This is a genomic window from Sorangium sp. So ce119 (assembly GCF_051524405.1).
Classification (GTDB): domain Bacteria; phylum Myxococcota_A; class Polyangia; order Polyangiales; family Polyangiaceae; genus Sorangium; species Sorangium cellulosum_G.
In genome coordinates this window covers 6,347,901-6,372,234 of the sequence record NZ_CP150310.1, presented here as the reverse complement: position 1 = coordinate 6,372,234, position 24,334 = coordinate 6,347,901, and the positions used below count along the sequence as shown (strand labels likewise).

Below are 24,334 nucleotides of genomic sequence, written 5' to 3'. Positions count from 1 at the left end.
TCATGCAAGGCATCGACAGAAGGGCGAGAGAGCGCATCGTTGATTTCACGATCACTCACCCGGAGCGCTACGCGAACCTGGATAGCTACCGGTCCGAGAGGGCAGAGTTCAGGAACCTGGTGAAGGGCCTCGTGCCCGAGGGCTGGACGGTCGGAGAGAACCCGGGCCTGTGGTGCGAGGTCCACCCCCCGGAGAAGCGCGTGCCGGACGGCGGGTTCAAGATCCACCTGTCGACGACCCACGACCGCGCGAGGGACATGCTGGCGGCGGTGGCGCCCATCCTCGTGGAGGAGGGCGCGTCGTTCAAGGTCCTCGTCGACGAGCGGGTCCTCGACCTCGGCAACTCGACGTTCTGGGGTCGGGGCGCGTGCGGCAAGTTCATCACCATCTATCCAGCGGACGTCGATCAGCTCAAGCGGCTCATGGAGCGCGTCCACGACGTCACGAAGGGCTTCCGGGGCCCGTACATCCTGTCCGACAAGCGCTACAAGGACAGCAAGGTGCTGTTCTACCGTTACGGCGCCTTCAGGAAGGCGAGCCAGGTCAACGTGTTCGGCGAGCAGGTCCCCATGCTCCGGACCGCGGACGGCCAGATGATCCCCGACTACCGGCTACCCTACTTCGGCCTGCCCGAGGGGGTCAGCGATCCGTTCCCGGACACGGAGGAAGAGGACGACGAGCTCGTCCTGAAGGGCAGGTACAAGGCGACCGAGGCGCTGGGCACCTCGAGCAAGGGCGGCGTCTACCGGTGCCTCGATCTGGAGACGAACGCGGAGGTCGTGGTCAAGGAGGCCAGGCCGCTCGTGAACCGCGGGAGGAAGATCCCGCACGACGCCGTCGATTGTCTGAGAAACGAGCACCGCGTGCTGAAGCGCCTCGAGGGGACGGGCGTGACCCCTCGGCCGATCGAGCTCTTCGAGGAGTGGGAGCACAGCTTCCTCGCCATGGAGCTCGTGAAGGGCATGCCCCTCGGGCACTACCTCGGCTCCTGGCGGTCGTCGATCCTCCTCATGACGGATCCGACCGTCGATGACATCCGGAGGTACTGCCAGGAGTTCCTGGACATCGCGCGGAAGATCCTCGCCGGGGCGCGGAAGATCCACGAGCACGGGGTGGTGATCCAGGACATCTCGCCGCGAAACATCCTGTTCGACCCGGAGCAGGGGAAGGTGATGTTCATCGATTTCGAGGCGGCTTACATCCAGGACCGCGACGCCGACGGGCTGATCATCCCGATCCACACGGCTGGCTTCGGTGAGGAGCGGAAGATGGGTGAGGCCCCGACGGTCGCCGGCGACTACAGGGCGCTGAGCCGCATCCTCGGCGAGCTCGTGTACCCGCCCACGCCCTTCTTCACGCTCGCGCCGCAGCGCCGGGCGCCCATGCTGGCGCACGTCGCGAAGGAGCTCGGCGTCCCCGAGGCGTTCGTGCGGCTCATCGTCGGGGTGGGCGAGCAGCCGGAGCGCGCGGACGCCCTGCTCGCGGAGGCCGAGCGCAGCATCGAGGGCGTCGCCGCCGTCGAGCCGCTAAAGCCGCTCCGGAGCGACGACGACCGCCGGAAGGTCGTCGATTCGATCGCGAGCTACATCGTGGATCAGATCGGCAGCGGCGACGATCCGCTGGATCTGCCGATGGACTACCGGCGGTTCGCGACGAACCGGCTGAGCGTCGCGTATGGCGCGTCCGGCATCGCGCTCTTCCTGAAGCGCACGCGGGGAGAGGTCCCCGGGGCGCTCCTCGACGCGCTGGTGCGCGAGGCGTCGAAGATCGACAATGGCAGCTATGCGCCCGGGCTCTACGTGGGCAGCGCCGGGGTCGCGTGGACGCTCCTGGAGCTCGGGATGCGGAAGGAGGCAGAGGCGCTCATGGAGCTTTCGGCGAAGTCGCCGATCCTCTCCGAGAACGCCGACATGTTCTACGGCGCCGCGGGCTGGGGCCTCGCCAACCTCTTCTTCTTCGCGCAGCTCGGCGACGAGAGGTACCTCGAGAACGCGGTCGACGCGTTCGACCACATCAAGCCGAACCTGAAGCAGGACAGGGGCGGGTACTGTTACGAGAACACGGACACCGTGTATCACGGCCTCGCGCACGGCGCCTCCGGCATTGGCTACTTCCTGCTGCGGCTCTACCGGGCCTCCGGGAAGGCGGAGCACCTCGGCGTGGCGAAGGGGCTCCTCGACTTCGAGCTCGCGAGCGCCGAGCAGCAGGAGGGGAAGGAACACCTCGTGTTCCGGCGATCCATCGAGGAGAACGTCTACTATCCTTACTGGCGGATCGGGGGCGCGGGGGTCGGCACGGTCGCGCTGCGGTTCCACGCGGCGCTGGGGGACGCTCGCTACCTGGAGACGGCACGGAAGATCGCGCTCCACCTCGAGGGCGGCTACACCGTCTTCCCCACGAACTTCTCCGGCATGTCCGGGATCGGCAATTTCTTCGTCGACCTGCACCGCCGCACGGAAGACGGGCGCTACCTCGACGAGGCCCGCCGGTTCGTCGACAGGGTGATGCTGTTCGCGCTCGAGAAGCCGTCGGGGCTCGCGTTCCCCGGCGAGGAGCTCCTCCGCGTGTCCACCGATTATGGAACCGGCTCCGCCGGGATCGGGATGTTCATCCACCGGACCGTCGCCGGCGGCGGACTTCCGTATTTCGATTTCTGACGGCATCGGCCCCTGGCCGATCGCTCCGCCGCGCGCGGCCCGGACGGGCGCAGGAGAGAGGTATCCCATGACCCGTCGCGCACGGCAGTGGAGACGCCCCGCGACTCCTACGCTCCGAGCGTGAGCGCGACCTCCAGACCGAGGAACTCCCCGTAGCGCTGCGCGGCGTCGGCGACCGCCTGCTGCTCCTTCTTCGAGAGCGGCTCGAACGGGTTCACCTCGATCACGACCCTCCGCCGCGCGAGCGTGCGGCGCCAGACGCCGGCGACGCGACCGTCGATGACGACGCAGGGATCCAGCATTCCCCCTCCGGCGTTGATCCGCCTCGCGTGCGCGGGGTCGAGCACCGCGTCGCGCTTCCGGTAGGCCACGAGGTATTCGTCGAAGGCCGGCAACAGGTGCGCGGCCGTCGACGCGACCGGCGCGGGCGGCGCGTCAGAGCGCCAGGTCGTCTCCCCATCGGCGACCTCCGCGACGAGGGTGGATTCGACGGCCGCGAGGCCAGCGCGCGCCTCGGCCGCGGTCAGGCCGGCCCACCAGGCGTAATCGGCGACCGTGGCCGGGCCGCGGCTGCGGAAGTACCGCTGCGCGAGCTCCGCGAGCGCCTCGCCGCGCGGCAGCGGAGGGCGCGCGCCCGGCGCCCGGAGCTCGAGCAGCGCGTACGTCGCCTGCCTGTCGCGCGGCGCGCCGCTGCACACCAGCGCGTCGAGCTCGGCGCGCCCGAGGAGGTGCGACAGGCGCGGGCCCCGGGCGGGGATTTTCGCGCTCTCCAGCGCGGCGGCGAGCTCGTCGCGCGTGAGGTGCCGGCCGTCGCGGAGCGCCTTCTCGAGGGCGGCGTTGCTTCGCCGGAACGTCGCGGGGTCGAGCCCGAGCTCCAGGTGCCGCCGCTCGTTGCGGGCGATGAGGCGCGGGGCCACCAGCGCGAGGAGCCAGCGAACGTCGGCCGGGCTCACGAGCTGCCAGGTCCACCGCAGGACGTGGGTGCGGAGGATCGAGCCGTCGGCGAGCGCCAGATCGATGCTCGCCTCGGTGGCGGCGCCGCGCGGCAGGCGAAGCCCGACCGCCCACCGCGAGGCGGCCGGATCCTGCGCCTGCACCGCGACGAGCCGGGAGACGACGTCGGCCGGCGTGGAGCGCTCCGGCCGCGCGATCTGCTGCGCGCTCAGCCGGCGCGCCACGAGCGGGGTCGCGCCGGCAGCCCCGGCCGTCTTCCGTCGCATGCGGCGCCGATCCTGTCAGGGGCGCGGCAGGCGGACGATCTTGGCGCCTGGGCGGGGATCGATCGGGGGCAGCGCGAGCACGAGCCGCTCGATCTGCGGCAAGGCGTGCTGCACCGCGCCTTCCGCCTGGAGCTCGGAGAACGGGCCGGGGTAGGCGAGGACGAGGCGGTAGATGCTCGCGAAGGAGCGCGCGTAGATGCCGACCTGCTCGTCCTGGCCGACGAACCGGCCGTGCGTGGAGCCCTCGGAGGCCGCGGGCCCCCGCACCCGGTCGATGGCCCGCGCGATCGCGACCTGCCGCCTCCACGCGTTCGGGCTGCGTGAGCCGCGCTCCCGGATCTTCTGGAGGTGGCCGGCGATGGTCTCGCGCTCCCCAGGGCCGAGCGACGTTGTCGCGAGCGTCTGCTCCAGCGCGAGGTCGTCGAGCTCGAGCAGATCGATCAGGTTCACCCCGGCGCGCTCCACGTCGTCGGCCCACTGCGCGAGCAGCAGCGCGTAGTCGACGTCCGCCTCGTCCCGGCGCGGCTCCGAGGTCCCCCAGATCACCGGGGACTTGTCGTCCACGACGACCGCGCCGAGCGCCCCCGCGCGCAGCGCGAGCACCTCCAGCTCGTCGTCCAGGCGGTGCGTCGATCCGCCGTGCGCCGGCCGCTGGCCTCCACCCCCTGACGAGAGCCCTGCGAACGCCGCGGAGAGCTCCTCGAGCTGCCTCGAGACCTCGGCCGGCTCGCGGGGCGGCTCGGCGAAGCGCGCGACCAGCCGCGAGCCGTTCGGCAGCGCGCACCACACCGCGCGCGGGTCGGCGGGCGGCTTGCCGCCGAGCTCGATCAGGGCGTCATCGGCCGAGAGCTCGCGCTGCACGAGATCGAGGAAACGGAGCAGGGCTGAGTCCATGGCCGAGCAGCCTACTCCAGGACCGGGAGGCGGACGACCGTTGACGAGCGAGCCGGCGGCTTCGACTCCCTCGCCGATCGCGAGCGCCTCGACCGCGGGACCACGTCGCCCGCTCGGCGGCCGGCGCGGAGCCGCTTCCCGCGCCCGGCGGTTCGGGCGATCCTTGGGCGCATGAGCATCGACCGCGCCGTGCTGGAGCAGCTCGAACGGGTCGGCGGGCGCCTCGCGGAGGGCAAGGCCCTCAAGCTGCTCGACGACATCGCCTGGCCCCGCGAGGTGGAGGAGCGCTTCTTCGCCTCCGGCGAGGAGCGCCTCCCCGAGGTCGAGTACCGCGTCGACCGCGACGGCCTCGCGCGGCGCATCGCCGAGCTGCGCGAGCTCCTCGGGTCGATCGACGGCGACGCCCCGGCGCTCGAGTGGCTGCGGGACAGCGTGCGCGCGCAGATCCAGGCCGCGGAGCTGCTCGACGCCGCGGGCACGCGCGAGTTCTCCGCGCGCTCGCGGGAGCTCTACGGCGGCGCGCGCTCGCGGTTCTACGGGGGCGCGCTCAGGAACATCGATCTCGCCGAGCACCTCACCGAGCGCCTGCGCGTCCACGGCTGGGACGAGGCGAGCGACCTCGAGGAGGAGCCGCTCGACGCGGGCGCGCTCCGGGACCAGCTCGCCGCGCGCGTCGCCGCGCGGAGGCCGCACATCGACATCGAGATCGCGCTCGACCCGCGGATCACGGCCAAGGTGGTGGCCGGCATGAGCCGGGTCCGCGTCCGGCCGGAGGCCACCTTCGCGTCGTGGGAGGCCGAGGGGCTGTGGCACCACGAGGTCGAGACGCACGCGCTCACCGCGCACAACGGCGCGGCGCAGCCGAGGCTGTCGTTCCTGCGCTCGGGCGGCCCGCGCACCACGCGCACGCAGGAGGGGCTCGCCATCTTCGCCGAGCTGTACAGCCGCTCGCTCTCCATCGGCCGGCTCACCCGGCTCGCCGAGCGGGTGCGCCTCGTGGACATGGCCGAGCAGGGCGCGAGCTTCCTCGATCTCTACCGCCACCTGCGCGAGCGCGGCGCCGAGCGCCGCGACGCCTACTTCGACGCCCAGCGCGTCTGCCGCGGCGGGCTCTGCGAGGGCGGCGCGCCGTTCACCAAGGACGCCTGCTACCTGGCCGGGCTGCTCGAGGTCTACGCCTTCCTGGCCGCGGTCCTGCGCGGCGGGCTGCGCGACGAGGTGGAGCTGCTCGTGTGCGGCCGGATCGCGCTCGACGACATCGCGGTGCTCGCGGAGCTGCGCGCGGCCGGGGTGCTCGAGCGGCCGCGCTACCTGCCGGCCTGGCTGCGCGCCTGGCAGACGCTGCTGCCGTACTTCGCGTTCACGTCGTTCATGGACGGCATCGACCTCGGCCCCGTGGAGCGGCACTTCCAGGAGCTGCTCCGCGTGGCCGCGGACGCGCGGCCGGCCGGGGAGGGGCGGCGGCGCCGCCCCAGGCCGCCGGGATCGTGAACACATCCTGGTCGAGGTTGGCCGGTCCCGGAGCTCGGCACGGCGGGCCACTCCCCACCGCGGGCGCGCTGCACAAGGCTGCTCTCGGCGCGGAGGGGCCGCGACGGTGCCTGACGCGAGGGGGGACCCATGGCGGAGACGATCGACATCAACAAGGCGAGCGCGGAGGAGCTGCAGCGGGCGCTCCAGGTGAGCGAGGAGTGCGCGCGGATGATCCTCGACAGGCGCGAGCAGCTCGGGGGATTCAGTAGCTGGGAGCAGCTCAAGCAGGTGGCCGGCATCGATGATGCCATGGTGGAGAGCCTGAAGGACGGGGGCTTCATCAGGGTCGACACAGGCACGCCGCCGCGCGCGCCGTAGGTGATGCCACGGACGGGAGGGCTGATGCTGTTCCCGGCGGTGAGGCGCGGCGACACCGCGCGAGGCCCCGGCCGAAGGGGGCCAATCCGCCCTGGTTGCTTGACGCGCGCCGCGGGGGGCGGGCTGCGCGTCTGGCAGCGAGCGCTCGCCGGCGGTAGACCTGTCGAGAGCGCGCGCACGCTCGCGCCATGAAGCCCGGCCGTCCGGCTCGCACGGGGCGGCTTCCTGGTAGGCCGGGCGGCTCGATCGGGTACGCCGGGCAGCTCGATGACGCTCGATGACGCTCGAGGAGGGGAGGGCTCATGACCGATTCCATTGTTGCTACGCCGCCTCTGGACGTCCTGGTGCCGCCGGCGGCACCAGGACCGGACGCGATCGGCGGCCCGTCCGCCGAGGGGGGCACGATCCAGCGGCTCTTGCGCGTGGATCCCAGGACACGTGAGCCCGACGCCGAGGCCACGCTGCTCCTGTCCCTGGCGTCGGCGTGGATCTACTCGGATCTGGACACGCTGGAGAAGGCGATGTCCGTCTATGGCGAATGGGATCTCCAGCTGATCAGCGTACGGAACAACGCGCTCTTCCTGGCGAGCGACGTGTGCTTCATCCAGAGCAGGTGCAGGCGGGTGCTCATCCTGTGCGTCAAGGGGACCGAGCCGGGGAACATCTTCAACTGGCTCACGGATGCGAGCGTCGCGTCGCAGCGATTTCATGGGCTCGGACGCGTCCACGGCGGCTTCGCTCGCAACCTCGATGTGATGTGGGCGATCATCGACAGGTATCTCGGCGCGGCGCTGCGCGGCGAGAACGTCCGTGAGGTCCTTCCGAGCGTCGCGCTCACCCCGCGTTCCGGGGGCGGGTCGAGTCCAGAAGGCGGGCCGGCGCCCGAGGCCCCGGGCAAGCTGGAGGCGCTCTACATCACCGGACACAGCCTGGGCGCAGCGATGGCGGCGCTCGCCGCCGCGCGCCTGTTCACGGACACCAAGTACGGCGACATCCGGCGGCTCCTGCGCGGGGTCTACACCTTCGGGCAGCCCATGGTCGGCGACGCGGCCTTCGCCGCCCGGGCCGAAGAGCTCCTCGGCGACAGGTACTTTCGCTTCGTCTATGCGAACGACATCGTTCCGCGCCTGCCGCCGCTCTCGACGGGTCGCTTCGCGCACTTCGGGAGGGCGTACCGCTCGACGGGCGAGGGGTGGACGTACGAGAGCAGGGTGGCGGGCCAGACGCGCACGTTCCTCGTGAGCGCGTCGGTCGGCATCTTCGCCTGGATCAAGTATCAACTGCCGATCGTCCGGTGGATCCCGCTGCCCTTCTCCTGGGGCGACCACTCACCGGCCCCCTACGTGGAGGCGTCGCAGCAGGGCACGGCGCAGCCGGCCCTCTTCCGGTTCCGGCTCGACTAGCGCGGCGTCACACACGTCGGGCCGTGATTCCGCGGAGCGGCGAGGCTGGAGGACACCCGGCGCGCCGCGCGGGCGCGCGATGATCTCGTTGTGAAACGGGGGCCGTGCAACTAGATTCCGCGGCCGCACGCCCCATGAGCGACATCCCTGCTTCGCCCGAGCCCGCGGCCACGCCGCCTGAGCGCCGCCGGCCGCGCGTCTCCCGCCGCGCGGCGCACGCCGTCGCGGCCGGGATCCTCGCGCTCTCGGCGACCCTCATGGCGGTCGACATCGCGCGCGACTCTCCGACGTACGATGAGCCGTTCCACACGACGCGCGGGCTCGCGCTCTGGTGGGAGGGGGACAGCCGCCTCTCGTTCGCCCACCCGCCGCTCGCGAACGCCCTGCAGGCCGCGCCGGGCGCCGCGCGCGGGGCAGCGGCGGATCTCTCCGAGCTCCGCGGGTGGGAGCAGTCCGATCTGGTGGAGGTGGCGCGCGGGTACGGGGCGAAGAGCTACGCCCGCGCGCGCTCGGACATGCTGCTCGGGCGCGCGGTCACGGCGGCGCTCGCGCTGCTGCTCGGCGTCTACCTTTACGCCCGCGCGCTCCGGCACGGCGCGGCGCGCGCGCTCCTCGTCCTCGGCCTGTACGCGCTGCACCCCATGGTGCTCGCGCACGGCCACCTGACGACCACCGATCTGCCGATCGCCGTCGCCTTCGTGATCGCCGTGTGCGAGTGGCAGAGCTACCTCACGAGCGGCAGGCCGCTGCGGCTCGCCACGGCGGCCCTCGCGCTCGGCGCCGCGATGGTCACCAAGTTCAGCGCGCTGATACTCCCACCCGCCTTCGCGCTGGTCGCGCTGTACGCGGCCTTCCGGCGGGCCGGCCGGTTCTCCGGCCTCTCCTGGCCGCGCGTCGCCGGCGGGCTCGCGCGCGACGCCGCCGTGCTCCTCGCGGTCGTGCTCCTGGTGATCAACGCGTCGTACGGCTTCCAGCGGACGGGCTGGACGGTCGACCGCATCCTCGCGGAGCCCGAGCCGGCGCACTGGCTCAGCAGCAAGCAGAAGGGCAACCTGCTCGACCGATCGGCGCTCGCGGCGCTCCCGGGCGGCCTCCGCGTGCCGCTGCCGTACACCTATGTCTTCGGGACGTTCTCCGCCGCCGCCCACACCAAATCGAACCACGGCAATTACTTCTTCGGCGGCCTGCACGGCCCCTCGCCCGCGTACTTCCCTGTCCTGCTCGTCCTGAAGAGCCCTGTTGGATTCCTGTTCTTGCTCGGGGTCGGCGCGTCGCTCCTCCGCGTGCGCCGGCGCTGGCCTCGCCTGCGGACGGTGGCCCTCGCGACCGCTCCGGCGCTCTTCATGGCGCTCGCGGTCAGGTCGCAGATCAACCTGGGCGTGCGGCACGTCCTGCCCGTGGTGCCGTTCCTCGCGATGGTGGCGGCGCGCGGCGGCGCGTGGCTCGCGCTCCGCCCCCGGAGGGCGGCGACGCGCGTCCCCGTCCGGATCGCGAGGTTCGCGGCGGCGGGGGCCGCGGGCCTCGTGGCCGTGGAGGCGGCGGCGGCCACGCCCCACCACCTCAGCCATTTCAACTGGCTCGTGGGCGCGCGCGCCGGACACTGGGTCAGCATGGTGGGAGAGGACTGGGGCCAGGACATCGCGAGCCTCGGCGAGGCCCTGCGCGAGCGCGGCGCGTCGCCCGTGTACTACGAGCCTTACGGCGACTGGGCCTCCGCGGAGCTCTCGCGGGCGGGCGTCCGGCACCGGAGGCTCCGCTGCAATCAGGATCTGCCCCGCCCCGCCTGGGTGGCGATCCACGCGTCGGTCGACGTCCGGCGCCGGAAGCCGTGCGCGGCGCTCCGCGACGGCGCGGTGCGCGAGGCCGTCATCGATCACCACATCCTCGTGTACCGCCTGGAGGACGCGCCCGCGTCGCCGCCCACGAAGGCCCCCGACGACGCGACGGACGGCGACGACCTGAAGGAGTAGGCAGCAGCGCTGCGCGCGCGGGCGTGCCTCCGCAGAGGCTCGCTCGCGCGCCGTCCCTCAGAACCGCAGCTCGCTCGTGCTCACCTCGTGCTCCACGCGCGTCGCGCCGGCGACGTCGACGAGGCCGAGGGAGATCGTGTGGTCCGCCTCTCCCCAGGTGATCTCCACGACGCCGTAGTTGTTCTCCGCGACGGGCGAGCCCACCCGGTTCGCGTTCGCCTCGATCTCCGGCCACGTCTCGGTGATGCCGCTCGAGGTGAGGTCGTAGAGGGGATAGCCGCCGTCGGTCTCGAGCCGGGAGAGCTCCCCCCAGTGGACGTCGCCGCTGATGAAGAGGGTCGCCTCCGCGCGCGTCTTCCTGAGCAGATCCACCATCCTCTGGCGTTCATGGGGCATGTTGGTCCACGACTCGTAGCCGTTGTACTCATGGCCGAACTGCGTGCTCGTCCCGATGATGCGCACGTCCGCGGGCTTCTCCAGCTCGCCTTCGAGCCAGGCCCACTGGGCGTCTCCGAGCAGGGTCCGCGACGTGTCCGCCGTCGGCTGGTAGTCGTGCTTGTATCTCGTGGGATCGCTGTTCGCGTCGAGCGGATCGCGGAACCAGCGGGTGTCGAGGAGGATGATCTGGACGGTGCCGCCGGGCTCCTCGCGGAGGTACGAGGTGTAGATCCCCTCCCGCGCGCGCCGCGGCGAGCCCGCGGGCTCTCCCCAGAAATCGAGGAAGAGGGCCTTCGTGGCGGCCTTCTGGGGGAACTCCTTGCCGGCGTCGTTCGCGCCGTAGTCGTGGTCGTCCCATGTGGCGATGACGGGGACGGCCGCGAGGAGGCCCTGAAACTCGGGCGACGCCGCGAGCTTGTCGTACTTCGCCTGCAGCACGGCGATGTCCTCGGAGTCGCCGTAGATGTTGTCGCCCAGGAACACGAACAGGTCGGGCGCGCTCGCCGTCGCGAGCTCCAGGACAGGCTTCCTCTTGTCCTGGTGCATGCAGGAGCCGAAGGCGATGCGGGTCTTCAGCGACCCTGGGCCGCCCCCGCCTCCGCTGCCCCCCGTCCCCGCGCCGCCTCTGGGCGCATCGCTGGAACTGGCGTCGTCGGTGCCGCTGCACGCGAGCGTGGGAAGGAGGGGCACGAGGCCAAGGGCAAGGCCCAGGATCGTGGGGACCTTTTGCATGACGGCGAGGCTAACACGCAGATGGAGCGCTCCCCGCCGTCGGCGGACAGCGCCATCCGCTCGGCGCAAAGGGAGAGTCCAGACGGAAGTCTCGAGCTGGATCCGCGATGGCGAGGGCGGCGCGCGTTGACCCCCGGCGCTGTTGGGGTATGACGCCGCGCTCATGGAGCAGGCCCGTTCCCGTCTCGCGCCTCCGTGCGCGCCCTCTGCGCCTCGCCGGGCGGCGCGCCGTCGCCTCGTCGCGTGGGCGCTGGCCTTCGCCGCCGTGGCCCCCGCGTCGGCCGCTGTCGCGCAGACGCCGGCGGAAGGCGCGGCGACCGCGACGACCGCGCCGACTGCGGCGACCGCGCCGACTGCGGCGACCGCGCCGACTGCGCCGCCTCCGCCGCCCGCGCCGCCCGCGCCGCCCCCGCCGCCTGGCCTTCCGGGCCTCCCGCCGGGCGCCACGTGGGACGAGACGGTCGCTGCCTACGAGGCGCGCATCGCCTCCCTCGAGCGCCAGGCGCGCTCCGCCGCGACGCGCGGCTCCGGGGACGAGCTGCGCCGGATCGAGCTGGACCTCCAGGCGACGAGGCGGGCGTACCGCGACTTCGAGGAACGGACGACGGAGCGGAACAGCCCTTTCATGATGGTCTCGGGGATCGTCCTCTCCGGCCTCGGGGGCGTCGCCTTGATCAGCGGCCTGGTCCTGGTCATCGCGAACCACGACGACACGGGCGCCGACGCCCGCGACCGGTACACGGCGGCCCTCGTCACGGCGGCCGGGGGCGTGGCCGGGCTCGGCGTCGGCCTGCCGCTCTATGTGATCGGCAAGAAGCGGGTGCGGAAAGACCTCGAGTCGGACGCGCCTGTCGCCGCGCGCCTCCTCGTCGGCCCGGGGGCCGTCGCCGCGTCGCCCGGAGCAGGCCCTCTGAGCCTCGGCCTGCGCGTCGCGTTCTGACCGCAGCGCCCCAGCCGCGCGCCCCAGCCGCGCATGCGCCGGAGATTGTTGCTGGGCAAGCTCCCGGTCGAGTGCTAGTGTTCCTGTCGACGCGTCGCCCGCGTCGACCATGGACACCGAGCGCTAACGCCACCGCTCCGTCACGCGGCCCTCAGGGTTGATCGCCTGTTGCCCAGGTTGGCACGGCGTCCCTTGCTGCCGCGCGCGAGCAGCCACGACCGCGACCGCGGAACCCCGCGCGAGCGCGGTGTCGTGCGCTGTGGGGACGGAGCGGGGCCGACGAGCGAACGAGTCCGAGGCGCTGGAGATCATTGACTGGACGTCACTGATCTCCTGGTGGCCGCCCCCCGCTCGCTGGCCGCTCGCTCGACGCGCTGAGCCCGAGGGGTCGTGGCGCGGCGGGCCGACTCGCCATCTCTCCTGACGTCGTGGCGCCGAGGCGCCTCGACAGAGGGCGTGTGGCGCGCCGGGCCGCCCCGTCCCGACGCAGGGCCGAGGTGCGTCGCGAGAGCGCCAGTCGGGTGACCCGGGAGAGGCCTCCTGCGTCGACGTCCATCGCTGCATCGGTCTGCCTGCACTCCGGGGTCATGCGATGAATGGAGGATGTATGAGAGCCGGTTCTTCGATGGTTTCGCTGGGTGTTCTTCCTGCCGTGGTGATGACAGAGACGAGCGATCGAATGGAGGATTCCATGCAACGACGAGCGCAGTTCCCCGATGGTCACCTGGAGCTCGGCTCGGCCAGGACGCCCGTGCGGCGCCCGCCCCCGAGAGGGCCGCTCCCTGCGCAGAAGCCGATGGACCGGGAGCCCCGCCCGCCGGCCAGGCATCCCAACATGGATCGCGCGCGGCCGACGGTGAACATCCCGCAGAGGCGCCGCATGGGCGTGCAGCGGTAGCTCCCGGGCCGTCGGCCGCGCACGCGCCGCCGGAGCGACGGCCCGGCGGCGCGTGCGCGGCGGCGCCGGGCCGGAAGGCCGAGACTCCCGCGATTCCGCGTCGCCCGACGCGGCCGTCCCGGCTCGGATCGTGTTTGGGCCGGGCCGCAGGCTGCGGTAAGACCTCACCCGCTGCGCGGCCCCACGGCCGCGCCGCCCGAGCCCGCAGAAGCCCCCGACATGATCCACGCCGAACCGTTCGAAGCCCGCCTCGTCGCCGCCCGGCCTCTCAGCGCCCTCGTGCGCGAGCTCTCGTTCGAGCGCGCCGACGGCAAGGCGCTCCAGTTCGAGGCCGGGCAGTGGGTCAACCTCGTCCTCCCGCTCCCGGGCGGCGAGGTGAAGCGCGCCTACTCGATCGCCTCCGCCCCCGACGGCTCGCCGCGCTTCGATCTGGCGGTCACGCGCGTCGAGGGCGGTGCCGGCTCGGAGTTCCTGCACCGGCTCGAGCCCGGCGCCGCGCTCCGCGCCATCGGGCCGCACGGGCTCTTCACCCGGGATCCCGCGGATCCCGCGCCTTCCCTGTTCGTCGCCACCGGCACCGGCGTCACGCCGCTCCGGAGCATGCTGCACGCCTCCCTGCGCGCGGGGCTCGCCGCCCCCCACCTGTGGATCCTGTTCGGCGCGCGCTTCGAGGAGGACATCATCTACCGCGACGAGCTCGAGGCGCTCGCGCGCGGCTCCGATCGGATCCGCCACGAGATCACGCTGTCGCGCGGCGGCCCGTCGTGGGCCGGCCGCCGCGGCTACGTGCAGGCGCACGTGCCCGAGCTCTACCGCGAGCTCGCGGCGGCGAGCGGCGACCCGGCCCCGCACGTGTACATCTGCGGTCTCGATCGGATGGTCTCGACCGTGCGCGAGCTCGCCCGCGGTGAGCTCGGCGTCCCCCGCAAGCACGTCCACGTCGAGCGCTACGACTGAGCCGCCGGTCCCTCGACGACGGAGCCGCCGGCCTCGAGCGCGCGCGGCGTGGGTGCATGGATGGATCGCTGCCCGGCGGCGCGCCGCGCCTTGAGCGGCACCCTGGGTACGACGTAGGATGCTCGGCCCCGCGGGAGGTTCCTGCGGGGTCCGTTCTGCAGGTGACCACGTGACGACCAAGAAGACGTTCCGCACCATCGATCCCGCGACGCTCCCCAAGCACTTCGACTCGCCTGTCGCCGAGCAGCGCCTGGCCGAGGCGTGGGAGGCCGACGGGACGTACCGTTACGACCCGTCGCGCCCCCGCGAGGAGACCTTCGTCGTCGACACGCCCCCGCCGACGGCCTCGGGCTCGCTGCACATCGGCCACGTCTTCAGCTACACGCACACGGACGTCGTCGTCCGGCAGCGCCGCATGCGCGGGTTCAACATCTTCTACCCGATGGGCTGGGACGACAACGGCCTGCCCACCGAGCGGCGCGTGCAGAACTACTTCCACGTCCGCACGGACGTGCGCACGCCCTACGAGCGCGGCCTCACGCTGTCGCAGGCGACGCCGGAGGCGATGAAGAAGGACCCGCCGCGCATCGTCTCGCGGCCGAACTTCATCGAGCTCTGCCACAAGGTCACGCGCGAGGACGAGCAGGTGTTCAAGGCGCTCTTCCGCCGGGTGGGCCTCTCGGTCGACTGGCAGCACGAGTACGCCACGATCGATGATCACTGCCGCCGGACGGCGCAGCTCTCGTTCCTGGATCTCCACGAGAAGGGCCACCTCTACTCGGTCTTCGCCCCCACGATGTGGGACGTCGATTTCCAGACCGCGGTCGCCCAGGCCGAGGTCGAGGATCGCCCGCAGTCCGGCGCGTTCCACGACATCGCGTTCGCGGTGGAGGGGACGAGCGAGGAGCTCATCATCGCCACGACGCGCCCGGAGCTGCTCGCGGCCTGCGTCGGCGTCACGGCGCACCCGGACGATCCGCGGTACCAGCACCTCTTCGGCAAGACGGCGCTCACGCCGATCTTCCGCGCGCCGGTGCCGATCTTCCCGAGCCCGCTGGTCGATCGCGAGAAGGGCACGGGCATCCTGATGGTCTGCACGTTCGGCGACGCGACCGACGTGATCTGGTGGCGGGAGCAGAAGCTCCCGCTCCGGCAGATGCTCGGCAAGAACGGCCGGGTCCTCCCGGTCACGTTCGGCGAGGGCGACTTCCAGAGCCGCGACCCGGCCGCGGCGAACGCCGCCTACGCGCCGCTCCAGGGCAGGGGCGTGAAGCAGGCGCGCGCGGCGGTGGTCGAGCTGCTCCGCCGCGAGGAGCACGCGGCCGCGCCCGGCCGCGGCCCGGCGCTCCGCGGCGAGCCGAAGCCGATCGAGCGCGCGGTGAAGTTCTACGAGCGGGGCGACCAGCCGCTCGAGTTCGTGCCCACGCGGCAGTGGTTCGTGCGGCTCTCCGACAAGAAGGCCGACCTCCTCGAGTACGGCGACAAGATCGCGTGGCACCCGGATTACATGCGCCTCCGGTTCCGCAACTGGACCGAGGGTCTCCAGGGCGACTGGTGCATCAGCCGCCAGCGCTATTTCGGGGTGCAGTTCCCTGTCTGGTATCCGCTCGACGCCGAGGGCAACCCCGACCACAGCCGGCCGCTGCTCGCGACCCGCGAGATGCTCCCTGTCGACCCGACGGTCGACGTCCCGCCCGGGTACGAGGCGTCGCAGCGCGACCAGCCGGGCGGCTTCACGGCGGAGAGCGACGTGTTCGACACGTGGTTCACGAGCTCGCTCACGCCGCAGATCAGCTCGCACTGGGGGCTCGACGCCGGGCGCCACGCGCGGCTGTTCCCGGCCGATGTGCGCCCGCAGGCGCACGACATCATCAGGACGTGGGCGTTCTACACGATCGCGAAGGCGATGCTGCACGAGTCGTCGGTGCCGTGGCACCACATCGCGATCTCGGGGTGGATCCTCGATCCCGATCGAAAGAAGATGTCGAAGAGCAAGGGCAATGTCGTGACGCCCATGCACCTGCTCGACACGTATTCTTCCGACGCGGTCCGCTACTGGTCGGCGAGCGCGCGGCTCGGCACGGACACGGCCTTTGACGAGAAGGTGCTGAAGATCGGCAAGCGCCTCGTCACGAAGATCTGGAACGCGAGCAAGTACGTGCTCAGCCAGTCCGCGGAGGTCCATCCGATCTCCGAGGAGCTCGACCGGGCGTTCGTGCACAAGCTCGCGGCGGTGGTGGCGGACGCGACGCGCTCGTTCGATGAGCACGAGTTCGCGGCGGCGCTCGAGCGCACGGAGGATTTCTTCTGGCGCTGGTTCACCGACGCCTACCTGGAGCTCACCAAGGCCCGCGCGCGGGGTGAAGCCGGCTCCGGCGACGCGGCGCGCGGCTCGGCGGTGGCGGCGCTGCGGCTCGCGCTCTCGGTGCTGCTGCGGCTGTTCGCGCCGATGCTCCCGTACATCACCGACGAGGTCTGGCGCTGGGTGTACGCGGAGGAGACGGGGCAGCCGTCGATCCACCGGGCGGCGTGGCCGGCGGCGTCGGATTTCGCGCACGTGGCGGCGCCGGCGGATCCGGCGCTGCTGGATCTCGCGGCGGCGGCGATGGCGGCGGTCAACAAGCGGAAGAGCGAGCTCGGCGCGAGCGTGGGGCGCGTCGTGGCGGACCTCGCGCTGGGGGCGAACGCCGCGACGCTGGCGCGGCTGCGGCCTGCGCTGGCAGACGTGCTCACGTCGGTGCGGGCGAGCGCGCACGAGCTCGTGGAGCGGCCGGAGCTCGCGGACGGCGAGGTCGTGGTGGTGCGCTGCGAGGTGGAGCCGGCGGCGGCTGCGGCGGCTGCCGGGGCGGGGGAGGCGGCGGCCACGGAGTAGCGGCAGCGGGGCCGGGGGGGGGAGCGCGGAGGGGAGATCCGGGACAGCCGGCCTCGACGCGTGGGGGGGATTCTCCAACCCGGTGATGGAGTCCCACGTTCCGGGGCGACGGCCGCGGCTGGCCCGCGGAAAACCTGCGGTGTCATGCGCGAGAAACGGACACCCGGGGATTCGCGACGTACATAAGACAGCAATGCATGCCTTGGACTTGATCGAGGATCGGTTCGAGATCGAGCGGCTCGCCGGCTCCGGCGGCATGGGCGACGTCTATCGCGCGCGCGACCGGCTGTCGGGGGAGACGGTCGCGCTCAAGGTGCTGCAGCGGGCGAGCGTCCGCGACCTGAGCCGGCTTTCCCGCGAGGCGGAGGCGCTCGTCACGCTCCAGCTGCCGGGGGTCGTGCAGTACGTGGCGCACGGGATGACCGGCGCAGGGCGGCCGTACCTGGCCATGGAGTGGCTCGACGGCGTCACCCTGGAGGAGCGGCTCGCCGGAGGACCGCTCTCGATCGACGAGAGCGTGGGCCTGGCGATGCGGGTGGCGGCGACGCTCGGCGCGGTACACCGGCTCGGCATCGTCCACCGCGACCTGAAGCCGAGCAACCTGATGCTCGTGGGCGGCGCCGTCGAGCGCGCCACGCTGCTCGACTTCGGCCTCGCGCGCGACCTCCAGGTCACGCGCAGCCTGACGGCGCCCGGCGCGATCCTCGGCACGCCCGGGTACATGGCCCCCGAGCAGGCGCGCGGCGAGTCGTCGGTCGACGCCCGCGCCGACGTGTTCGCGCTCGGCTGCATGCTGTTCGGGTGCCTCGCGGGGCGCCCGCCGTTCGTGAGCGACAACGTGCTCGCGCTCCTCATGAAGGTCGTCCTGGAAGATCCGCCGCGGCTCGGGGAGCTCCGCGACGGCGTCCCCGAGCCGCTCGAGCGCCTCGTGGCGCGGATGCTGGCGAAGGAGCCGGGGCAGCGGCCGCGCGACGGCGCCGCCGTCGCAGAGGAGCTCGCGACCGTGGCGCACGCAGGGCTCCCCGCCGGAGCCAGCGTGAGCACCGTGCCGCCCGCGCCGGGCGTGGAGATCACGACGTCGGAGCGGCGGGTCATGTGCGTCATCCTGGCCGCCGACGGCCGCGCGGCGGCGGCCACGCTCACGGAGACCGAGGGCGGCTCGGGGACGGAGCCGCCGGGCCCGGACGCGGAGGCGCTGCGCCGGATCGCGGCGCGCCACGGCGGGCGCCTCGAGCTCCTGCGGTCGCAATGGCTGCTCATCGCCCTGTCCGGCGCCGAATCCCCGACGGACCTCGCCGCCCGCGCGGCGCACTGCGCGTTCGCCCTCCGGGCAGAGCTCGGGGATGTGCCCATGTCCATCGCGATGGGGCTGGCAGAGGTCGCAGGGAGGCTGCCGGTCGGCGCGCTGATCGATCGCGTCGTGCAGCTCTTCCCGCAGCAAGGCCGCGCGACGGGGTCGAGCATCCTGCTCGACAGCGCGACGGCGGGCCTGCTCGCGAGCCGCTTCGACACGACGCAGGAGCCCGATGGATACTGGCTCCGCGGCCCCCGGGAGGAGCCGGTCGCCGTCCCCAGGCTGCTCGGCAAGCCGACGCCCTGCGTGGGCCGCGACCGCGAGCTCGCGCAGCTCTCGACCGAGTGGCGCCACTGCGTCGACGAGCCCGCCGCGACCGCCGTGGTCGTCGTGGGCGCGCCGGGCCTCGGCAAGTCGCGCCTCGCCTGGGAGTTCCTCCGCGGCCTCGCGGAGCAGCGCGAGCCCGCCGAGATCTGGACCGGCAGGGCCGATCCGATGGCCGCCGGCTCCGCGTTCGGCCTCCTCGCCCACGCGCTCCGCCGCGCCATGGGCATCCTCGACGGCGAGCCGATCGAGGCGCGGCGGCGGAAGGTGCTCGACCGGGTCGAGCGGCTCGGCGGCCTCGGGGCCAGGGGCCCGCACGTCGCGGCGTTCCTCGGCGAGATCGTGGGGGCGACGTTCCCCGACGAGGGCGACGTCCAGCTCCGCGCGGCGCGCCAGAACCCGGTGCTGATGGGCGACCGCCTCCGCCTGGCGTTCGAGGAGCTCGTCCGGGCCGAGTGCCAGCGGCAACCGGTGCTGCTCGTGCTCGAGGACCTGCACTGGGGCGACCTGCCCACCGTGAACCTGGTCGACGCCGCGCTCCAGCACGCGAGGGAGCTGCCCTTCTTCGTGCTGGCGCTCGCCCGTCCGGAGGTCAACGAGCTCTTCCCTGCGCTCTGGGGCGAGCGCCATGGCCTCCGGATGCGCCTCGGGCCGCTCCCGCGGCGCGCGGGCGAGCGGCTCGTGCGGGAGGTCCTCGGCGACCGCACGGATGCCGGTCAGATCGAGCGGCTCCTCGCGCGCGCGGAGGGCAATGCGTTCGTCCTGGAGGAGCAGATCCGCGCGGTCGCCGAGGGCCGGAGCGAGGGCTTGCCCGAGACGGCGCTCGCGATGGTGCAGTCGCGCCTCGAGGCGCTGGGCATCGAGGAGCGGCGCGTCCTGCGCGCGGCGAGCCTCTTCGGCGAGACGTTCTGGGAGGGCGGTGTCGCGGCCCTCGTGGGCGGCGCGCCGGTGGCGCGGCGGCTCGCCGAGCTCGTGCGGCGGGAGATCATCCTCCGGCGGGACGAGGCGCGCATCGCGGGGGAGGTGGAGTACGGGTTCCGGCACGCCCTCGTGCGGGAGGCCGCCTACGGCATGCTCACGGAGCGCGATCGCCGGGTCGGCCACGCGCTCGCGGGCGAGTGGCTGGACCGGGCCGGCGGCGCCGACGCCATGGCGCTGGCCGAGCACTTCGAGATCGGCGGCGCGCCGGCGCGGGCGGCGGACGCGTACCTGCGCGCGGCCGAGGAGGCGCTCCGGGGCGGCGATCTCGCCGCGGCGCTCGCGCGGGCCGAGCGCGGGATCGGCTGCGGTGCCGCCGGAGACGTCGCGGGCAGGCTCCGCCTGGTCCAGGCGGAGGCCCATGTGTGGCGCGGCGAGCTCTCCCTGGCCGTGGAGCGAGGCACGGAGGCGATCGAGCGGCTCGCGGTCGGCTCGGCCGCGTGGTTCTCGGCCATCGCGCAGGTGGTCATCGCGACGTCCAAGCTGGGCCAGCTCGACGAGCTCGAGCGCTGGACGGCCCTGGCGGCGGGCGCGGTCCCCGCGGCCGACGCGCAGAGCGTCAGGCTCACGTGCCTCGCCATCAGCGCGGCGATGCTGACCGTGGTCGGTCGCTATGCAGAGGGGCGCGCGCTCATCGATGTCGTCGAGCGCGCGCTCACGAACACCGATGTACGGGACGCGGGGGCGGTCGCGCAGCTCCACGAGGCGCGCGCTTGCCATGCCGTGTGTACAGGCGATCTGGTCGCCGGCGCAGAGGGGATGGAAGCCGCGAGCCGTGCCTTCGACCAGACCGGTGATCGCCGCAGCGCCAGCACCGCACGCCTCAACCTGGGCTCCGTCAGCGCGGAGCTCGGCGACTTCGAGAAAGCGGAGTCGATGCTGCGTGCAGCCCTGGAGGAGGCCGAACGGATGCACCTGCATGAGCCGAAGCTCGCCACGGAGGCGAACCTCGCGCAGGTCCTGGTGTTTCGGGGTCAGCCCGCCGAGGCGCGGGCGCTCGCCGAGGCGGCCGCCTCGGCGAGCCGGCAAGCGGGCTTCGTGCGCACCGAGCTGTTTGCCCGCTGCTACCTCGTCAGGGCCTGCGTCGCCCTCGGCGATCTGGATGCCGCCGAGCGCGAGGCGCGCGCCGCGGTGGCGCTCTCGCCGAGCGCGCCGACGCTCGGCGTGCAGGCCTTCGCGCTCCTCGCGCGCGCGCTGCTGGGTCTCGGGCGCATCGACGAGGCTGTCGGGACAGCCACCGAGGCGAGCTCCATGCTGGAGTCGTTCGGCACGCTCGAAGAGGGCGAGTCGCTGGTCCGGCTGACCTTCGCCGAGGCGCTCGCCGCGGGCGGCAGGCAGGGCGAGGCCGCCGCCGCGATCGCGTCGGCGAAGGCTGCGCTGCTCGCGCGCGCCGACAAGCTCAGCGACCCGGCCTGGCGCGAGCGCTTCCTCCGCGACGTCCCGGACAACGCCCGCACGCTCGATCTCGCGCGGCAGTGGCTCGACGGCTGAGCCGCCCGGGCACCAGAACGCGCTGTGGTCGACCCAGGCGCTAACAGTATGAAGTTGCTTGTCTTTCGGGGCTCAACACGAGCTGTCTCACGCCGTGGCCCCGCCGGAGCCCCGCGGCATCACGCCTGCGAGCCCCTCGGCGCCCGCCCCCCCCGCTCGATCTCTCCCGCCCGCCCTCACTTCGTGGCGAGCTTCGTCAGGTCGAGCATCTCGTCCACGTCCGGCATCACGATCAGGTCGCACCGGCGGTTCTTCTGCTTGCCGGCCGGCGTGGCGTTGTTCGCGATGGGGTCGGTGTCCCCGAACCCTGCCGCGCTCCAGTGCCGCGTCGGGAGCTGGCCTTCCTTGCCGATCAGGAACAGCAGCACGGCCCGCGCGCGCATCAGCGAGAGACCCCAGTTGTCGTAGTACGGGCCGTTCTTGTACGGCTGGCTGTCCGTGTGCCCGGCGACCTGGTAATCGCGGTCCACGAGCGACTTGTCGCCCCGGATGACGTCCGCGATCTTCTTCAGGATCTCCTGGCCGTCCTTGCTCAGGGTGTCCTTCCCCGAGTCGAACAGGACGTCGCCGGGCAGCGAGATGACCATCCGGTTCCTGCGGACCTGCACCTCGAGGCCGAGCTTGGTCAGCTCCTCGAGCTTCTTCCGGAGCAGGTCGAACCGCGCCTGGATCGCCTCGAGCTGCTTCGCGCGCGCCTTGTACTCCGCCAGCGCCTTCTCGCGGTCCTCCAGGGTCGAGCTCATCTTCGAGATGTCGGCGCCCTGCGCCTCGAGCTGCTTCTCGAGCTCCTCGACGCGCTGCTTCGCCGCGGCGAGCTCCTTCTCGAGGTCGGCCTCCCTCTTCTGGCTCCGGCTCTGGAGGTCGTTGTACTTGGCGAGCTGCGCCTTCCACTCCTGCTCGGAGTGGCCGCAGCCCGCGGCGAACAGCGACGACAGCGCGAGGGGTAGTGCAATGAGTGTCCGATTCATGAACGCTTTCTCCATGGCTCCGTCAGGCGGAGCGGGATGCTGCGGCCGGCAGCCTCGCTCAGCTCGGCCGAGAGATCCAGAGGGGAGGACGGCGAGCCCCGGCCGTCCAGGCGGCCGGGCGCGGAGGGCGGAGATCAGGGCATGGCGCGGAGCGCGGGAGATCAGGGCTTCGGCGGCGGGGGCGCGAGCGGCAGCGGGGCCGCCGGCGACGGCGCTGCCCGAGGCGGCGTTGCCGCAGGCGGGGCTGCCGGCGGCGGCGATGCCGCTGGCGCGCCTGCCGCCGGCGCGGGCGCTGTTCCCGCCGGCGCGGGCGCTGTTCCCGCCGGCGCGGGCGCCGCTCCCGCCGGCGTCGTCTCCGTCGCGCCCGGCGCCAGCGGTTTGCCGACCGAGTGCAGGATGACGAACTCGACGCGCCGGTTCTTCTGGCGCCCGAGGGCGCTCTTGTTGTCCTCGATCGGCCTGTCCGGGCCGTAGCCCCTCGCCACGAGCTGCTTCGGATCGATGCCCTTGCTCGTCAGGTAGGCGACCACGGCCTCGGCGCGCTTCTGCGACAGCGCGCGGTTCATGTCCGCCGGCCCGGCGTTGTCGGTGTGGCCTGCCACCTCCACCTTGAAGATCTCCGGGTGGAGCTTCAGCGCCGAGACCACGGCGTCGAGCACCGCGAAGCTCTGCCGGCCCTGGATCTTGTCGCTGTTCAGCGCGAACTCGACCCGCTGGAGGATCGTGATGCTCTCCTCGCCGACCTGCACCAGGCTCGCGCCGCGGTCCGGGCAGCCGTCCAGATCCTCGACGCCGTTCAGGTTCTCCGGCTGCGTCGGGCACTTGTCCCGCTCGTCCGGGATGCCGTCTGCGTCCGCGTCGGGCAGCTCGTCGGGGCAGCCGTCCTCGTCCTTGAAGCCGTTCTTGACCTCGGGCTGATCGACGCACTCGTCCTGCTGGTCGAGGACGCCGTCGCGGTCGTTGTCCGCGTCGGGGCAGCCGTCCTCGTCCTCGAACCCGTCGGTGTCCTCGACAGCGTCCGGGCACCTGTCGACCGGATCCGGCACGCCGTCCTCGTCCGTGTCGGGGCAGCCGTAGTGCTCGGGCGTGAGCACGCGTCCCGCCTGATCCGGGCACTTGTCCCGCGCGTCGGCGACGCGATCCTTGTCGCGGTCGGGCAGCTCGTCGGGGCAGCCGTCCTTGTCGTCGAGGCCGTTGATGACCTCCGCCTTGACCGGGCAGCGGTCGCTCTCGTCCGGCACGCCGTCCGCGTCCGCGTCGTCCTCGGGGCAGCCGTCCTCGTCGGCGATCCCGTCCCTGTCCTCGGGCTGCGCCGGGCACCGGTCCGCCGCGTCGCGCACGCCGTCCCCGTCCTCGTCTCCGGGCTCGTGCACGAAGAGGATCCCCGCGATCGCGCGCGCGGCGGGCACCCCGATGCCCTGGACCACGCCCGCGCCGCCGCCGACCGTGAACACAAGGCCGAGGTCGCGCGGCGCGATCTGGAGCGCGCCGTCCACCTCGAGCGAGTTCGTCCCGCCCTGCGCGCTGAACTCGGTCGCGCCGTACCCCTCGGCGACCGCGCGGAGCGCCGGGGTGATCTGGTAGCCGAGCCCCGCGCCGTACCGGAATTCCACCGGCCCGACCTCCGTCGCCGCGATGCGCGCCGTCTCCGGCAGCAGCTTGCCGCGCAGGTTGAGCCCGAACGACAGCGGCCCCGCGCTGCCGTCCACGATGAGGCGCAGCCCCGCGGTCACCGGCGACGAGCTGCCGAGGTAGCTCCCCGCGCTGGTCGCGTGCCCGAGCGGGAAGCTCACGTCGGCCGCGGCGCCGAGCACCAGCGGATCCCGCGGCCCGCCGAAGAACCGCACCTTCGCCTCGAGGGTCGGGTCGCCCGCGCCGAACGCCTTCAGCCCCTCCACCGCCGGCGCGCCCGTCGCGGCGTCGATGCCCTGGCCGCTCACGTAGGCGACGGGGAAGCGCAGGCCGGCCTGGAGCCACGGCGTCGGCGTGATCGACGCGAGCAGGTTCCAGGTCAGCATGTCCGAGATGACCGGCACCTCGCGCCTGTTCAGCGCGTCGGGGGCGGAGCAGTCGGTCGCCGAGACGCAGCTCTCCACGACGAACGGCGCCCGCGCGTAGTCGAACACGAGCCCCGCCGTGACCCCGAGCGGCGCCTCCATCCGGGCGCCCTCGACGCTCAGGTAGTTCCTCGATCCCGGCGCCGGCTCGAACCGCTGCGCCGAGAACTCCCCGTCGAGGACCGCCTCCTGCGCGCGCGCCACGCCCGCGGCGAGCCCCACCCCAGCGCCCACGATCGACACCAGACACAGCGCTCGCAGCCTTCTCATCTATCCCCTTTCAGGCATCTTCCCGGTGAGCGTCCTGCACGCGCGGCGCGCTGCAGGGCCGACGTGCGCTGGGTACAGAGGCGCTCCGCGCGGTCGGTGAGGCGAGTACGGCAGCCGAGG

At 72.8% G+C, this 24,334-nt stretch carries 15 protein-coding genes; 10 read left to right on the top strand and 5 right to left on the bottom strand.

What is annotated here, in order from left to right:
* Positions 1-2 precede the first annotated feature (2 nt).
* Positions 3-2,657 (top strand): class III lanthionine synthetase LanKC, encoded by a 2,655-nt coding sequence (gene lanKC / locus WME76_RS24025; protein ID WP_437954615.1) that lies wholly within the window; start codon positions 3-5, stop codon positions 2,655-2,657.
* A gap of 107 nt (positions 2,658-2,764) precedes the next feature.
* On the opposite strand, the gene WME76_RS24020 is transcribed toward lanKC, so the two are convergent.
* Both WME76_RS24020 and WME76_RS24015 read right to left on the bottom strand, forming a co-directional pair.
* Positions 2,765-3,877 (bottom strand): winged helix DNA-binding domain-containing protein, encoded by a 1,113-nt coding sequence (locus tag WME76_RS24020; RefSeq protein ID WP_437954614.1) that lies wholly within the window; start codon positions 3,875-3,877, stop codon positions 2,765-2,767.
* A gap of 15 nt (positions 3,878-3,892) precedes the next feature.
* Positions 3,893-4,771: a hypothetical protein gene (locus WME76_RS24015; protein WP_437954613.1), complete on the bottom strand. Its 879-nt coding sequence runs from the start codon at positions 4,769-4,771 to the stop codon at positions 3,893-3,895.
* Positions 4,772-4,942: 171 nt separating this feature from the next.
* Here WME76_RS24015 and WME76_RS24010 point away from each other — a divergent pair, with 171 nt between their 5' ends.
* The 4 genes from WME76_RS24010 to WME76_RS23995 all read left to right on the top strand — a co-directional run bounded on the left by WME76_RS24010 (position 4,943) and on the right by WME76_RS23995 (position 9,995).
* Positions 4,943-6,262 carry a flavohemoglobin expression-modulating QEGLA motif protein gene (locus WME76_RS24010; RefSeq protein ID WP_437954612.1) on the top strand — a complete coding sequence of 440 codons (1,320 nt, stop codon included), beginning with the start codon at positions 4,943-4,945 and terminating at the stop codon, positions 6,260-6,262.
* Positions 6,263-6,391: 129 nt separating this feature from the next.
* A complete protein-coding gene (locus WME76_RS24005) occupies positions 6,392-6,622 on the top strand; it encodes a ComEA family DNA-binding protein (protein WP_437954611.1) in 231 nt (76 codons plus the stop codon).
* Between the two features lie 302 nt (positions 6,623-6,924).
* Entirely contained in the window at positions 6,925-8,025 is a 1,101-nt protein-coding gene (locus WME76_RS24000; RefSeq protein ID WP_437954610.1) for a lipase family protein, read from the top strand.
* A gap of 134 nt (positions 8,026-8,159) precedes the next feature.
* Entirely contained in the window at positions 8,160-9,995 is a 1,836-nt protein-coding gene (locus WME76_RS23995) for a glycosyltransferase family 39 protein (protein ID WP_437954609.1), read from the top strand.
* Between the two features lie 57 nt (positions 9,996-10,052).
* Here the strand turns inward: WME76_RS23995 and WME76_RS23990 are convergent, their stop codons facing one another.
* Positions 10,053-11,165 (bottom strand): alkaline phosphatase D family protein, encoded by a 1,113-nt coding sequence (locus tag WME76_RS23990; protein ID WP_437954608.1) that lies wholly within the window; start codon positions 11,163-11,165, stop codon positions 10,053-10,055.
* Positions 11,166-11,328: 163 nt separating this feature from the next.
* On the opposite strand from WME76_RS23990, the gene WME76_RS23985 reads away from it, so the two are divergent.
* The 5 genes from WME76_RS23985 (at position 11,329) to WME76_RS23965 (ending at position 20,919) form a co-directional block, all read left to right on the top strand.
* A complete protein-coding gene (locus WME76_RS23985; RefSeq protein ID WP_437954607.1) occupies positions 11,329-12,105 on the top strand; it encodes a hypothetical protein in 777 nt (258 codons plus the stop codon).
* Between the two features lie 691 nt (positions 12,106-12,796).
* Positions 12,797-13,003 carry a hypothetical protein gene (locus WME76_RS23980; protein ID WP_437954606.1) on the top strand — a complete coding sequence of 69 codons (207 nt, stop codon included), beginning with the start codon at positions 12,797-12,799 and terminating at the stop codon, positions 13,001-13,003.
* Positions 13,004-13,222: 219 nt separating this feature from the next.
* Complete coding sequence (locus WME76_RS23975; protein WP_437954605.1) at positions 13,223-13,960, top strand: ferredoxin--NADP reductase; 738 nt, start codon at positions 13,223-13,225, stop codon at positions 13,958-13,960.
* Positions 13,961-14,129: 169 nt separating this feature from the next.
* Positions 14,130-16,832 carry a valine--tRNA ligase gene (valS, locus tag WME76_RS23970; RefSeq protein ID WP_437954604.1) on the top strand — a complete coding sequence of 901 codons (2,703 nt, stop codon included), beginning with the start codon at positions 14,130-14,132 and terminating at the stop codon, positions 16,830-16,832.
* Between the two features lie 193 nt (positions 16,833-17,025).
* A complete protein-coding gene (locus tag WME76_RS23965) occupies positions 17,026-20,919 on the top strand; it encodes a protein kinase domain-containing protein (RefSeq protein WP_437954603.1) in 3,894 nt (1,297 codons plus the stop codon).
* 176 nt (positions 20,920-21,095) lie between these two features.
* Here WME76_RS23965 and WME76_RS23960 read toward each other — a convergent pair whose 3' ends face one another.
* Positions 21,096-21,887, bottom strand: coding sequence for an OmpA family protein (locus WME76_RS23960; protein WP_061618553.1), 792 nt, complete (start codon positions 21,885-21,887; stop codon positions 21,096-21,098).
* Positions 21,888-22,048: 161 nt separating this feature from the next.
* A complete protein-coding gene (locus WME76_RS23955) occupies positions 22,049-24,214 on the bottom strand; it encodes an OmpA family protein (RefSeq protein ID WP_437954602.1) in 2,166 nt (721 codons plus the stop codon).
* Between the last annotated feature and the right edge of the window lie 120 nt (positions 24,215-24,334).

Coding starts and splice junctions, on each gene's coding strand:
- WME76_RS24010 (WP_437954612.1), top strand. CDS start 4,943: ATGAGCATCGACCGCGCCGTGCTGGAGCAGCTCGAACGGGTCGGCGGG.
- WME76_RS23975 (WP_437954605.1), top strand. CDS start 13,223: ATGATCCACGCCGAACCGTTCGAAGCCCGCCTCGTCGCCGCCCGGCCT.
- WME76_RS23960 (WP_061618553.1), bottom strand. CDS start 21,887: ATGAATCGGACACTCATTGCACTACCCCTCGCGCTGTCGTCGCTGTTC.
- WME76_RS23995 (WP_437954609.1), top strand. CDS start 8,160: ATGAGCGACATCCCTGCTTCGCCCGAGCCCGCGGCCACGCCGCCTGAG.
- WME76_RS23980 (WP_437954606.1), top strand. CDS start 12,797: ATGCAACGACGAGCGCAGTTCCCCGATGGTCACCTGGAGCTCGGCTCG.
- WME76_RS23955 (WP_437954602.1), bottom strand. CDS start 24,214: ATGAGAAGGCTGCGAGCGCTGTGTCTGGTGTCGATCGTGGGCGCTGGG.
- WME76_RS24005 (WP_437954611.1), top strand. CDS start 6,392: ATGGCGGAGACGATCGACATCAACAAGGCGAGCGCGGAGGAGCTGCAG.
- WME76_RS23990 (WP_437954608.1), bottom strand. CDS start 11,165: ATGCAAAAGGTCCCCACGATCCTGGGCCTTGCCCTTGGCCTCGTGCCC.
- WME76_RS24000 (WP_437954610.1), top strand. CDS start 6,925: ATGACCGATTCCATTGTTGCTACGCCGCCTCTGGACGTCCTGGTGCCG.
- WME76_RS23965 (WP_437954603.1), top strand. CDS start 17,026: ATGCATGCCTTGGACTTGATCGAGGATCGGTTCGAGATCGAGCGGCTC.
- WME76_RS23985 (WP_437954607.1), top strand. CDS start 11,329: ATGGAGCAGGCCCGTTCCCGTCTCGCGCCTCCGTGCGCGCCCTCTGCG.
- lanKC (WP_437954615.1), top strand. CDS start 3: ATGCAAGGCATCGACAGAAGGGCGAGAGAGCGCATCGTTGATTTCACG.
- WME76_RS24020 (WP_437954614.1), bottom strand. CDS start 3,877: ATGCGACGGAAGACGGCCGGGGCTGCCGGCGCGACCCCGCTCGTGGCG.
- WME76_RS24015 (WP_437954613.1), bottom strand. CDS start 4,771: ATGGACTCAGCCCTGCTCCGTTTCCTCGATCTCGTGCAGCGCGAGCTC.